Origin of the sequence: Photorhabdus luminescens subsp. luminescens (assembly GCF_001083805.1) — a bacterium.
Taxonomy (GTDB): domain Bacteria; phylum Pseudomonadota; class Gammaproteobacteria; order Enterobacterales; family Enterobacteriaceae; genus Photorhabdus; species Photorhabdus luminescens.
On sequence record NZ_JXSK01000001.1, the window covers coordinates 1,185,859 to 1,199,632 of the forward strand.

Annotated in this window: 11 protein-coding genes, 1 pseudogene and 1 CRISPR repeat array; of the genes and pseudogenes, 5 read left to right on the forward strand and 7 right to left on the reverse strand. The window is 42.0% G+C overall.

Annotated elements, in window-relative coordinates:
• The first annotated feature begins 57 nt into the window (after positions 1–57).
• The 5 genes from TI10_RS04875 (at position 58) to iolB (ending at position 7,102) form a co-directional block, all read left to right on the forward strand.
• Positions 58–1,758, forward strand: a complete 1,701-nt coding sequence (locus TI10_RS04875) for a solute:sodium symporter family transporter (protein ID WP_049582092.1) — start codon at positions 58–60, stop codon at positions 1,756–1,758.
• A gap of 426 nt (positions 1,759–2,184) precedes the next feature.
• Entirely contained in the window at positions 2,185–3,318 is a 1,134-nt protein-coding gene (locus tag TI10_RS04880) for a Gfo/Idh/MocA family protein (protein ID WP_049582093.1), read from the forward strand.
• A 75-nt stretch (positions 3,319–3,393) separates the two neighbouring features.
• Entirely contained in the window at positions 3,394–5,298 is a 1,905-nt protein-coding gene (locus TI10_RS04885; RefSeq protein WP_049582094.1) for a bifunctional 5-dehydro-2-deoxygluconokinase/5-dehydro-2-deoxyphosphogluconate aldolase, read from the forward strand.
• A gap of 40 nt (positions 5,299–5,338) precedes the next feature.
• Positions 5,339–6,229, forward strand: a complete 891-nt coding sequence (gene iolE, locus TI10_RS04890; RefSeq protein WP_049582095.1) for a myo-inosose-2 dehydratase — start codon at positions 5,339–5,341, stop codon at positions 6,227–6,229.
• A 45-nt stretch (positions 6,230–6,274) separates the two neighbouring features.
• A complete protein-coding gene (gene iolB / locus TI10_RS04895) occupies positions 6,275–7,102 on the forward strand; it encodes a 5-deoxy-glucuronate isomerase (protein WP_049582098.1) in 828 nt (275 codons plus the stop codon).
• A gap of 115 nt (positions 7,103–7,217) precedes the next feature.
• A CRISPR array of direct repeats spans positions 7,218–7,666; the repeat unit is 28 nt; unit sequence TTTCTAAGCTGCCTGTACGGCAGTGAAC.
• A gap of 129 nt (positions 7,667–7,795) precedes the next feature.
• Here iolB and cas6f read toward each other — a convergent pair.
• The 7 genes and pseudogenes from cas6f to TI10_RS25365 form a co-directional block, all read right to left on the reverse strand.
• On the reverse strand, positions 7,796–8,350 hold the full coding sequence (gene cas6f, locus TI10_RS04900; RefSeq protein ID WP_049582099.1) for a type I-F CRISPR-associated endoribonuclease Cas6/Csy4: 555 nt from the start codon (positions 8,348–8,350) through the stop codon (positions 7,796–7,798).
• A gap of 9 nt (positions 8,351–8,359) precedes the next feature.
• Positions 8,360–9,376, reverse strand: coding sequence for a type I-F CRISPR-associated protein Csy3 (gene csy3, locus TI10_RS04905; RefSeq protein ID WP_049582101.1), 1,017 nt, complete (start codon positions 9,374–9,376; stop codon positions 8,360–8,362).
• A gap of 23 nt (positions 9,377–9,399) precedes the next feature.
• The gene (csy2, locus tag TI10_RS04910; protein WP_049582102.1) at positions 9,400–10,362 is read right to left on the reverse strand and encodes a type I-F CRISPR-associated protein Csy2; all 963 of its coding nucleotides are present in this window, start codon (positions 10,360–10,362) and stop codon (positions 9,400–9,402) included.
• Positions 10,359–11,717, reverse strand: coding sequence for a type I-F CRISPR-associated protein Csy1 (gene csy1 / locus TI10_RS04915; RefSeq protein WP_049582103.1), 1,359 nt, complete (start codon positions 11,715–11,717; stop codon positions 10,359–10,361). The genes csy2 and csy1 overlap by 4 nt, the downstream gene beginning before the upstream one ends.
• Positions 11,718–12,230: 513 nt before the next feature.
• Positions 12,231–12,377: a type II toxin-antitoxin system RelE/ParE family toxin gene (locus tag TI10_RS25835; protein ID WP_244161507.1), complete on the reverse strand. Its 147-nt coding sequence runs from the start codon at positions 12,375–12,377 to the stop codon at positions 12,231–12,233.
• A gap of 104 nt (positions 12,378–12,481) precedes the next feature.
• On the reverse strand, positions 12,482–12,727 hold the full coding sequence (locus tag TI10_RS04920; RefSeq protein ID WP_049582180.1) for a type II toxin-antitoxin system Phd/YefM family antitoxin: 246 nt from the start codon (positions 12,725–12,727) through the stop codon (positions 12,482–12,484).
• A gap of 133 nt (positions 12,728–12,860) precedes the next feature.
• Positions 12,861–13,774 (reverse strand): annotated as a pseudogene (locus tag TI10_RS25365) (type I-F CRISPR-associated helicase Cas3f); the annotation flags it as partial.

Below are 13,774 nucleotides of genomic sequence, written 5' to 3' on the forward strand. Positions count from 1 at the left end.
CGCTTTCCCGTCAGCATATTGCTGCCTGAAAATAGTCAATCAGGCTTGGAGGATAGTATGTTAGCTTTTCTCTCATTTATTGGTTTTACCCTATTAGTGGCGGGCTTCGCTTATTACAAAACCCATAATGCTCGTCTGACAGAATCTACTGAAGGCTATTTTCTTGGCGGACGATCTCTCACCGGTGTTTATATTGGCAGCTCTATGTTATTAATGAACCTGTCCACAGAACATTTAATCGGTTTGAATGGATTAGCATTCCGAACCGGATTTATTGTTATGGCTTGGGAAGTAATAGCCGCTGTGACAATCGTTCTATTTGCTATTTATTTCCTACCTAAATATCTGAAACTGGGTATTTCAACCATCCCGGAATATCTTGAACGCCGATTTGATAAAAATACGCTGCTTATTACTTCAATTCTTTTCCTGGCTATGTATATCATTTCACTACTCCCCATTGTGCTATATACCGGCGCGATTGCATTAGAAAGTCTATTTCAGGTTTCCAATGTATTCAGTATTGATAAAACTACAGCGCTATGGGTTATGGTTTGGGGCGTTGGTGGATTAGGCGCGGTCTATGCTATCTTTGGCGGTATTAAAGCCATTGCCGCCGCGGATACTATTAACGGCGTTGGCTTAATCGTTGGCGGATTAATGGTAACCATTTTTGCCCTACTCTATGTTGGCAATGGCAATGCCTGGCAAGGATTAATTGAAGTTTATCAATCTAATCCTGATAAATTTAACTCCATCGGCAGCGAAGATTCGTTGGTTCCTTTCTCCACGCTATTTACCGGCTTAATTGTTTCCAATATGTTTTTCTGGTGTACCAATCAATCTATTGTTCAGAAAGCCCTTGGCGCAAAAAATCTCGCCGAAGGACAAAAAGGGGTCATGTTGTGTGCTTTACTTAAACTCATCATGCCGTCTATTATTATTCTACCGGGCATTATTGCTTTCCATATTTTCAAAGGACAAATAGATAATCCAGATAACGCTTATCCAGAATTAGTACATTTAATTCTACCGGAAGTATTAGTTGGTTTCTTTGCCGCTGTGGTCGTTGGTGCCGTATTTTCTACATTCAGCGGAGGACTTAATTCATCTGTGACACTGTTTATCGTCAATATTTACAAACAGCGAATCAACCAAAATGCCACCGAAACTCAAACCGTCGCGATGAGTAAATATCTGGGAATCGGGTTAGCGTTAATCACCATGATCGTCGCACCGTTAGTCGCTAATGCGCCGGATGGTCTGTTTTATCTCATTCAACAATTACAGGGGATTTTTAACGCGCCAATTCTCAGCGTGGTATTAGTCGGCCTGATGACTAAACGAGTGCCGCCTATTGCTGCTAAACTTGGCCTATTATTCGGTATGTCTGCCTATATTATCTGTAATTTCATTTTAAAAATTAACCTGCACTTTTTTCATCTGGTTGGTATTTTATTTGTTCTCAATGTGATTTTCATGTTGGCTATTGGCTACTTTTTTCCAGCTAAACCCTTTGAAGATGTCTATACCGAACAGGTAAATATTACGCCGTGGTCTATGGTGAAACCAGTGGCATGGTTAATTACATTATGCTCAATCTCTATATACGTATTTCTCGCACATAATGTTCCCAAGGTAATCATGATTATTTATTACCTATTTGCTGCCTTAATACTATCTTATGCGCTATACCAGATAGGTAAAACGCTATTCAGGAAACGTGTGATAAATAGTGCGCCACAAAAAACCAAATAAAGATAACTCACTGACTTTATTACTCCGACATCATTATCAAAATAACCGACTACCAGGATTTCCCTACACCTCATATTCGAAAGAGGAAATCCTGGATATAGGGATATAACGGCTCCCTTTACTAACCAACACACACTCCATATATACCAAACTATAAATGAAACAAAAATTCTAATATTCCATTTTTTCCGCTCTTACCTCTGAATGGTACCTATTTCATTAGAAAATTAACCCCATATAACGCGATGTTAGCTAAAAAACCCTTATCAGATCACAACTTGAAATTAATATTTTCATTTTAGTTGAAAATGAAATAAATGTTTCCTATAACAGATATACGACAACAACCAAGGCTAACTGGCAAACACTAAAGAATTGACTGCAACAATAAACGACCTATCCGCTTCTATTTGGAGAAACAGCTATATGGAAGAGATTCGTATCGGCCTAATCGGTACTGGTTACATCGGACGGACGCATGCCATTGCTTACGCACAAGCGCCCACTGTTTTCCCTCTGACAGGCAAACTAGTTTGTGAAATGGTGGCGGAAGTTTCTGCTGAACTCGCCGCAAAACGGTCTGAACAATTAGGTTTCCGGCGCTTTACTGATAATTGGCGAAAATTAGTATCAGATCCCGATATTCATGTTGTTGATATCTGCTCGCCAAATTTCCTTCATAAAGAGATGGCACTTGAAGCGATCAAACATGGCAAGCATGTTTATTGTGAAAAACCACTGGCACTAAACTCAACTGATGCAAAATTAATGGTCGAAGCCGCCAAAAAAGTCGGAGTGAAAACATTAGTCGGTTTTAACTACATGAAAAACCCTACCGCCCAACTGGCTAAAGAGATCATTTCAAATGGTGAAATTGGCGAAGTCATTCACTTCTACGGCACTCACAACGAAGATTATATGGCCGATCCATTCACCCCTATTCACTGGCACTGTTTTAAAGATAAAGCTGGATTAGGCGCATTAGGCGATCTTGCTGCTCATATCATCAATATGGCGCAGTACTTGGTTGGAGATATTCAAACTGTTTGCGCAGACATGGCGACTGTCATCAAACAACGCCCGGAAAAAACCGGCTCCAGCGTTATGGTTGCAGTAGAAAACGAAGATCAAGCACATGCTATGGTGCGTTTCGACGGCGGAGCAATGGGTGTTATTGAAACCTCCCGTATTGCTTGCGGCCGCAAAATGGGTTTGAGCTACGTCATTACAGGAACAAAGGGGACTTTAAGCTTTACACAAGAAAGAATGGCCGAACTAAAACTTTACCGCCACGATGAACCGGCGAACCGCCAAGGCTTTAAAACTATTCTTATTGGACCGGAACATCCTGACTATGCGCCATTCTGTCATGGCGCAGGTCACGGCATCGGCTTCAATGATCAAAAAACAGTGGAAATCAGAGACTTGATCAATGGCATCGCCAGCAATAAAGAGATATGGCCGGATTTCGCCGAAGGCTGGAAAGTCTCACGTATTCTGGACGCCATTGCTCGTTCTTATCAAGAGCAACGTTGGGTGAATGTCACTGAAATTAATTAATCCTTCTTATCAACGCTCCACGATTGGAGCTCAGCATAGCAACACTTGATGTTGTACTTAATAAGGAATTGTTCAATGGAGCAGCAAAAAAAATTTGATGTCATCTGCATGGGACGAATCGCCGTTGACCTTTACGGCCAACAAATCGGAGCACGTCTGGAAGACATGGGAAGTTTTGCGAAATACCTTGGGGGTTCTTCCGGTAATGTTGCCTATGGCGCCGCTCGCCAGGGGCTTAAATCCTCCATGCTAGCCAGAGTCGGTGATGAGCATATGGGACGTTTCCTTAGAGAAGAGTTGCAAAGGGTTGGCTGTGATACCAGCCATCTAACCATTGATAAAGAACGCCTTACGGCACTGGTGCTGCTAGGAATCAAAGATAAAACCACGTTTCCTCTGATCTTCTATCGTGATAACTGCGCCGATATGGCAATTACCCGTGATGATTTCAGTGAAGAATACATTGCATCCGCCCGTTGTCTGGCAATCACCGGAACACATCTTTCTCATCCTAACACTCGCGATGCCGTGCTGACGGCCCTCAACTACGCCCGCCGTAACCGTGTGAAAACGGTCATGGATATTGATTATCGCCCGGTACTTTGGGGATTAACTTCTCTGGGAGATGGTGAATCACGTTATATCGCATCGGAACAGGTAACAGCTCAGTTACAGGAAGTATTATCACTATTTGACCTGATTGTCGGCACAGAAGAAGAGTTCCACATTGCCGGTGGTTCCACAGAGACTATCGAAGCACTACGCAACATTCGTAAATTCACGTCTGCTACATTAGTTTGCAAACGGGGATCACTGGGATGCTCTGTTTTTACCGCTGAAATCCCTAATTATCTGGATGATAGCATGACCATACAGGGCGTTCGTGTCGATGTACTTAACGTGCTCGGCGCAGGGGATGCTTTTATGTCCGGCCTGTTACGCGGCTATCTAAACAACGAAGGTTGGGAAAAAGCCTGCGCCTACGCGAATGCTTGCGGCGCATTAGTCGTTTCTCGTCATGGGTGTGCGCCAGCAATGCCGGATAAAACCGAGCTTGATAACTATTTATCACGCGCTAATCAAATATTACGCCCTGATTTAGATGAAACACTCAATCACCTCCACCGTATCAGCGCCCGTAAAAATCAATGGGACGAACTGTGCGTAATGGCATTTGATCATCGTATTCAATTTATTGAATTAGCCCGACAAGCCAATGCCAGTATCAAACGTATTTCATCATTAAAACAACTTCTATTGCGCGCCAGCCGGGAAGTTGCCACAGAAGCAGGGCTACAAGGAAAAATAGGCCTGTTATGTGACAGCACTTTTGGTCAGGATGTTTTAAACGAAATCACCGGTCAAGGCTGGTGGATAGGCCGCCCAATTGAGCTACCTGGCTCTCGCCCACTTAGTCTGGAACATGGCAACATCGGTTCTCAACTTATTGATTGGCCACTGGAACACATTGTCAAATGTCTGGTGTTCTTCCATCCAGAAGATGCTCACCCGCTCCGACTGGAACAAGAGAAAAAAATTCGGGAAATTTATGCCGCATGTTGTAAATCTGGTCACGAACTTTTACTGGAAGTGATCCTACCTGCGGAAATGAAACACTCAGATGAGTTCTATATTCGCGCGCTTAGACGTTTTTATAACCTTGGAATTAAACCGGATTGGTGGAAACTCCCACCTCTCAGTTCTGAAAGTTGGGACAACATTAACTCTCTAATCCAACAGCGGGACCCTTATTGCCGTGGCGTCGTTATTCTTGGCCTTGATGCTCCACAAGAAGAACTGGAAATGGGCTTTAATGCCGCCGCCGGCAAATCTATCGTCAAAGGTTTTGCTGTCGGAAGAACCCTCTTTGGTCAACCATCCCTAAAATGGCTAAAAAATGAGATTGATGATAACCGTTTGATCCAGAAAATAAAAACCAACTATCACAACCTGATTAGCCTATGGCGTCAGCGTGGATAGCAACATAATAAAATTATTTTATTCAACTAGGAGCACCATCATGGCTGTTCAACTTGGTATCAACCCTCTGACCTGGACTAATGATGACTTACCCACTCTCGGCGCAGACACACCACTGGAAACCTGTTTAACCGAAGGCCGCCAAGCAGGTTTTACCGGTTTTGAATTAGGCAATAAATTTCCTCGTCAGGCCAACATATTGGGCCCCATTCTTGCCGCCCACGATCTCATGCTGGTATCTGGCTGGTACTCTGGCGAATTACTCACCCGTTCGGTCGCGGAAGAGATTAAAGCAGTACAATCCCACCTGACCCTGCTGCGCGAACTGGGAGCGAATGTCATGGTATTTGCAGAAGTGACAAACTGCATTCACGGCGATCAAAACAAGTCAGTCCATCTTCGCCCTCAATTTCCAGCTAATCGCTGGCAAGAATACGGTGAAAAATTAACTGAATTTGCCCGTTACACCCAAGAACAAGGGGTTCAGATTGCTTATCACCATCACATGGGGACTGTCATCGAAACTGAGAAAGATGTTGATCATCTGATGGAAAATACCGGTGATGAAGTTGGATTGCTGCTGGATACCGGTCATTTAACCTTTGCTGGCGCTGATCCACTGGCTATCGCAGAACGCTGGGCAAAACGCATTAACCATGTTCACTGTAAAGACATCCGTCCTGATGTACTCAACGATATAAAAAACCGTAAAACCAGTTTCCTTGATGCAGTACTGAGCGGTGTATTCACAGTACCGGGAGATGGTTGCGTTGATTATCCGGCAATTTTTCAAGTGTTGAAAAAACAGAATTATAAAGGCTGGCTGGTAGTTGAAGCAGAACAAGATCCTGCCATTGCTCATCCACTCACCTACGCAACAATGGGTTATAACAATTTACATCAACTCGCTAGAAATGCAGGATTACTTTAATAGTCGCCGTTCGATTTATACAAAAGCAATGCTGAGGTAGGTATTATGTCCAAATTACTATCAAAATATCATGCACCGGATCAAAATAGACGAACTCAACATATCACACCAGAATCTGCCAACTGGAAGTATGTCCATTTTGATGTTTATGAGTTAGCCTCGAGTGAAAAAATCACCTTACCCGCATCAGAAAATGAAACCTGTCTGGTTTTAGTGGCGGGAAAAGCCACAGTAACGACGCCACATCAACGATTTGAGCATATTGGCGATCGCATGCAACCATTTGAACGCAAAAAGCCTTATGCCGTTTACATCACGGCGGGGGAATCTGTTGAAATTATTGCCGATACTGCTCTCGAACTCGCGGTATGCCAAGCACCGGGCAAAGGAAACTACCCGACTCGCCTGATTACGCCACAGGATATTGGTGCAGAACAACGTGGAAATGGCTACAACCGACGCTATGTTCACAACATCCTACCGGATAACAAACCTGCTGATAGCTTGCTGGTGGTTGAAGTCTTTACCGATGAAGGCTGTACCAGTTCCTACCCTAGCCATAAACACGATACCGACAATGCGCCACAGGAAACCTATCTGGAAGAAACCTATTACCATCGCTTGAATCCATCTCAAGGATTCTGCATGCAACGCGTCTATACCGATGACCGTTCACTGGATGAATCAATGGCTGTTTACAACAAAGATGTAGTAATGGTCCCCAAAGGCTATCACCCAGTAGCAACCATTGCCGGTTACGACAACTATTATCTCAACGTAATGGTCGGACCAACCCGTAAGTGGTTATTTACCTGGGAAAAAGACCATCAATGGGTTAATAGTGAAACGTATGCTCAAAAGCATAAGAATTGATGCTCATCAGGACGGAAATAGGCTTCTTTATTTTAATTTTAGCGCACTCGATTGAGTGCGCTGCTGCCTGTGCGGCAGTGAACAACCGGAAACCGCGCAAACATCATGCTCAACTTTTCTAAGCTGCCTATGCGGCAGTGAACAATGTTCATGTCAGAACGGAGAATGGCATCCATTTCTAAGCTGCCTGTACGGCAGTGAACTGTATCAAGGTAAGCGATTTCGTGAGTCTACTTTTCTAAGCTGCCTGTACGGCAGTGAACTTAAATCCGTTCAATTCCACGGCCAACCGTGTTTTCTAAGCTGCCTGTACGGCAGTGAACAACGGTATTAGCCCTAACTTCGTACACTCTATTTTCTAAGCTGCCTGTACGGCAGTGAACTGTATGCCGGAACATGAACCGTCAAATGCGATTTTTCTAAGCTGCCTGTACGGCAGTGAACACATGGCAGAAACTTACGATCCTACTGTCTTCTTTCTAAGCTGCCTGTACGGCAGTGAACCCGTTGGTATTTACATTATGTGTGATAACAACTTTCTAAGCTGCCTGTACGGCAGTGAACTGTTAGATACTACCTTTAATTTACTGATTATTAAAGAACATGATGATAAAAAGCAGAAAAACCCTTTTTATTAGCAGCGGCTAATCCCTTAAATAAATCAATAAGTTATAATTAGCCGCAAAAAAAGGGTCAAAACCAAGGAATGGTAGCTGATGAACTTAATCCATAAGAACTGAAAACGCCTGACGCTGGGCTGTCTTGTATTGGCCCTTGTTCGACAAACAACAGAAAGCTTTGACCTGATGACAAGCTCTTAAGGTACAGAAACGGTAAATGAGTACGTTGTTCCTTGCTGATTGGAATACGTTGCCAAGCTTGCTCCTCCGTTAACCATCCTTTTTTAATCGAACGACGGCGAATCCTATCAACGTTGCTTTTTACCTGCACTCGGCTCACACGACGATATCGAGTATCTTGAGGGGCCGGCTGGATATCAATCACCTCAGTATAATCCCTGAGCCCTTTTAACCAGGATAATGCTTGTAAGTCATTCAGCGCTTCGCTTGAACCGTGCATTCTCAGCGTGTCCCCCAACGTCTTCCCCGCACGAGGAAAACTGACACCAATACGTCCGTTACCTACTTGCCCTAATGCCCGATGCAGTTTAGCAAACAGCGCCGCCATAAGATCTTGTTGACTGAATTCAAGATCGGGAAGAACACGGATTTCAAGGTAATAATCCATTTGATCCCCTTATTCACCTTTTTCACCGAAAACACCGCCACGAATTAGCGTCGCCATAACATAGTGTTGTTGCTCTACTTCTGGTGCTTTTCCTTTAACGACCCAGTTATCTAACAAAGTATAAAAATCCATTTTTACTTTAGGCTGACGATAAGCTTTACCGCGACTGGTGACAGAACCATAGGGTTCAACCGCTATTGGACCAAGACCCAACTCCGTCGCGTCTGGATACCACGTGTCAATAGTTCGGAGCGCATTACCCACTTTTTGCGAATGCAGTGCGGCAATGTCATTTACTTGATACAACACTTTGCTTTTTTTACTGTTGCTATCAAGAACCAATTCTTGAGAAGGGAAAATTTCCTGTCCATGCCCCAAACGAACAAAAGCTTCAACGTTGAAAAATGTTGATCTATCGCCTGCCAATCCTTCCTCAATTTCGGCGGCAAGTTCAGCTAAGTGACCTTCTGCCTTACCAAATGCACGTAAGCTGAAATCTTCACAATCAAACTCCCACCATTTGCCACTCTTACCACTTACGCGAACCTTAATTTCTTCTGCTCCAACTCGGTTACGCCACAAAAACCGTCCATTCGCCAGATTTTCTGCATAGCGTGCAGCAAGCGTTTTGAAACCGTGTTCAGCAATATAACCGTTGATCACGTTTGCCAATTCAGCTTGATAATCCTGATCATTACAGACTGATGGTGTTGAAAGATTACCTAAAACCCTTAATGTGAAACTGACTTTTAGGGTATCAGCATCATAAGGCAATGCGGCAACATCGACACGTTGCAAGTTTGCTTTTTGAATCTCCGCATCCAATTTGGCCGGATCGCTGGTTAAAGCGTTTTTTAAACGGTTGGAAATCGTCCCTCGGACAGCTTTTTCCTGAATAGCAATAGGTTGCCACTCTTCCGCTTTCTCCCAATGCTTCCAGTTTCCAGCAAACATTAAAGCATCAGAGTTAGAAAGTTTACGTTCAAATGCCAGTACAGAAGCCGTTTTAATAGTTGATTTAGACATGTAGATATCCTTCTTTAAATTAATCAGTCGATTATTCTTACTTTCTTATTGGGTTTGGATTGACGGGCAACAGATTGCTGATTGCAGCACCGATAGATCCCCTCTTGATAGTCATAACACCAGAGTAACTGGCGAATATCATTAATACGATGCGGGCTTTTCCATTCACCAACTCCGTAAATTGCTTCAACAAAACAAAATGGAGTCTTAGGATCACGGGTTTTATCTACTTTCCCGGCGGGATATAACGGCGATATTGCCTGATAACCTGTCATTAGAGGAACTAAATATCCAGAACCGGGTTTAGGAATATATTCCCAAGATGCAGGATCGCCAATTTCAGGTTGCTTATCTTCACGAACAGGAATAGCCCGCATTTTTATCGTCGAAAAATCAAGCCAGGCATCAAGCATTTCTACCTGTGGATTGTCCTGTTTTAATTCTTCGTAGTGTTTAGCTAACAATTCAGAACGATCTAACAAGGCGAAACCCGGCAATAAACGACGCATTAACTTACGGGTTTCCCGTTCTTCCTGCGGAAAAGCAATAACATTGACTTTAGCAATTTCAGTAATAGTACCACCCGCTAGTCTCTGAGTTGGACATATTTCTAGTAAATATTTTTCCAATTCATTAGCCTCTGCATCGCCAGCAATTTCACCAGAACATTCTATTAATAAAGAAACTGTCATATGCATTCGACCTTCTTCATTAATCGTTGCCGTTTTTGCTTCTTTGGTTAACGGATTGCGAGTTAAAGCAAAAACTTTATCTCTAATTGGATCGGACCGATATGCATGAAGTTGGTGGTTATGGCAAATTACACCACAATTTTCCAGTTTTAGATTATGGCTTTTTTGTAGCTTACGTGAAATAGCATGAGTAAACCCAAGAAAGTGAGTGATTGCCGGAAAACCATAGGTTAAGCCAGTAATAGCATTAGCATTCTCTACTCGAATATGATGTAAAATAATTAAATGGCTCATAACGGTACCTCTGGCAATTCATCCTCAAACTCACGTAGCCGCTCTTTAAACACAGAAGCCCACTCACGACGCTCAGATAATCCCATTTCTAACCGCTCATGCTTCAAACTCTGATTCAGCCAGTAGCTAAAATCTGCGGCTATCTCTTTTTTCCAGTCACCACCTTCGCGTTCAAATTTAAACGTTTCATCTTGCTGACAACGATAAGGATCAAGCCAAAGCTGTTGAGCGCGTTTTAATTCACAATCTTCATTAGCACTCCAGCCTTTAATCTCAATCAAATTTTGTATGACGACGACATAGTTAAACAAAATATCAATAATTTCATCAACATATTCCTGACGACATTGCCGAATCTCTAATGTGCTTTCATATTTTCGTACACTTAACAAATATCGTTTCATCAGCCAAATAGTGCTACTGACTAATGATACAAACTCACAGTCCAGATCAAAAATAGACCTATGTTTCATCGGTGGTTTAGTCGTATTTCTCCATTCAGGAGCTGAACATGGTAAAAGATAGACTCGTCCACCCCGCATATTGTTAAGATAAGAGATAATTTGTGGCTTAGTGCTACCAAAGTACTGCACAGCAGTATTAGGATAACTCGCGATAGTTTCGGGACGCCAAAATTCTTCCTTTCTCGCTTTGTTAATTTCTTTAGATAATTCCCCAAAGCGTGCTTCAGTGATACGCTGATGCATGGTATGCGCCAGAGATGAAGAAAATAGTGGGCCTAATAAATGATATTTATCATAGCCAGCAGGAAAATAAAGCTGTTTCGCTAGTCTATGTGAAGAAAGTCGTTTATCTGATAAAACTTGACTAAACCCATTGATCCATAATTCAAGCTGCTGCTCATTTTTCGCCAGTTCAGCTAGTGCTGAATAGTCTGCCCGATTTATATTTGCCAGCAATGAATCACCTTCCCGATATTCTGTTAATAATAATCTCGCAATATCAAGAGCAGCCGCATTTCCCGCCGCATCTGTAACAGGTTTATCTAAAGCTGCCGTGGAAAGATATTTAATATCTTTTTTTACATTTGCTTTTGATTGTACCGCGAAAATACTGCTACCTCTTGCATCAGTATGGGTAAATTTCAGAACATGTGTCACTAAGCGGATTTGATCTACTCGGTTAACTGCATCATCCAGCCAATTTCTAACTTCATAGTGCTCTTCCAATTCATTACGCTGTTCATCTAACTCTTGTTTAACTAGCGAAATATCCTCCATAGAGGTTAGTTTTGCCAATTTTTTTTCAGCCTCTTTATCAAAAGCCTCCAGCTTTGATTGTTTACGACTTTCAATATAATCGACAATAAATCGACTCAATCCATTTTCATTCATAGGCTCTTACCTACCTTATCAAAATGATTATCTGGTTGCCTGCTAAATTTAGCACGAAAACACGACTTGGTTCATAACCACCGACCAATGAATACTTCAGCCCTACATTCATCACCCTAACTAGGGTATTTTAATTTATTCTGTTCATTCCTTTTACCAATATTTTGCCTCTGTATATTTCACAATAAAATACCTAAAAATCACCCTATTTTCACCCTAAATTATCACTGTAGTAATGAGAAATAGGGCATCAATCAAGTCATGGTATTAAACTTGTTTCTTCTACCAATTCAAGATAAATATATCCATGAAACATCTCATCATCAATGACATATTCATTAGATAGTTTATCTCTTTAAACGTTCAATTTATTTTAAAAAAAATCTCCCTTCTTTAAGTACTAGCGTTTTCCATCTCTAATCTCAATTCAAAACAATCAGCCACATTAAATCACTTCTCGCTCGGCTAGGTGGTTCAACGGCACCATTCGTTTGTGTAGCACACCGAACACAACTAATTGCTGCTCATGTGCTCATGCACTACGTAATAAATGACATGGCTGGCATAGGGAAAACTCAAAATATCCGGTCCAATATCAGGCTTAGACTTGCCTAGGAAAGGAGTATCAGTGAGCAGGCTAATGGTTTTTCGTAGTTCCAACAGATATTTTTGTAATTGAGCTGTCCTCTATTGTTTCATGGTAAATCGGCAGATTTCGATCAGATCTCTTTGGACGTCCAGTGTTAAACGATAGAGGATCGGCATTATGTCTCTAGTTCATAAAAAAACGATTCCCCATCAACTAGGTTACCTTCTTCAATATCAGCTTTGGCTTGGATTGCTCTGGATTTCAAAAGCCGAAGTTTAAACGCCTCAATATTTTCATATTCATCCAGTGCTAGAACAACAGCAACCGACTTGCCGTTCTTGTTAATTTGGACTGGGACACACTGCGCTCTTAACAACATGTCACCAAATTGAGTTTTGGCTTCATCAGAAAGTGTATCCATATTTGTGACCTCTCTAATATCGTTCAATTTGTTTAGTATCATCGAACAACAATCACTAAGATCATTATCCATTATCTGTCAAAAAACACATAATATGACTATGGTTATTTTTCCTAAAAACACCGCATATTATTCAGCTAACTTCTCTAAATACCCCTAAAAATGGGTGGTAGCGCCATGCTTCTCCACCATCCTTTTTCTTATCTTTTTTCCTGAGGCAAATCTCACCAAAATGTAGGCTTACATTTTTTAATTCCATTTCATTAGTATCAGCTAAATTCTGGTAAATTGTCTCAGTATCAAGTTTAATCCAAGCACTCACACCTGGCGCAAACTCTAATTCTGGCACATAGTCAAATGCTTCACTCTCTTTTATCCCTGCCCAACCGCTGTCCAGAGCCACAAACTTCGCTTCTTCACCTTCTTCTTCAAGCCACAAATAATATAATTCGTCAGGTTCTGACTGACGAAACGGTTTATGACGTTGTAGTTCCGCACACCACGAAGCTTGTTTACGCCACCAAAGAGCTGAGCAATAACCATGTTCATTATCAGAGCAACCTTGAAGTTCTTCCCATAAACGTTGATGTTCAAGATCAACCAAATTTTCAAAAGGTGAACTCTCTCCAGCATTATCACGTTCCTTTATTCTTGGCAATGCACTAATTAGTTCATATTGATAAGGTTCCAGTAATTCATGTAAATCATGGCTAGCAAGAAGATAATCTTTCGACTCAAATCCTGGCCGACAATAAGCCGGATGTTCTAAATTATTCGTTTTAAGTGCCTTATAGTTCTTCGACAGAATATGTAGATTTGGTAAGAGTGGTGCTTTTTGCCGATGACGTTGAATACGCCCGGCAAGTTGTATCAATGAACGCATTGAGCTAGGTTCAGCAATACTCCAGTCATAATCATGATCCCGACCGACTTCAGCTACAGACGTGGCGAGTACGACAAAAATATGATGCTTCTCTGGCATCTCCTCTAATGCTTTACAAATTTCTGCCACCTGCCACAACGCTTCTTCATCATAACGTGTTAACG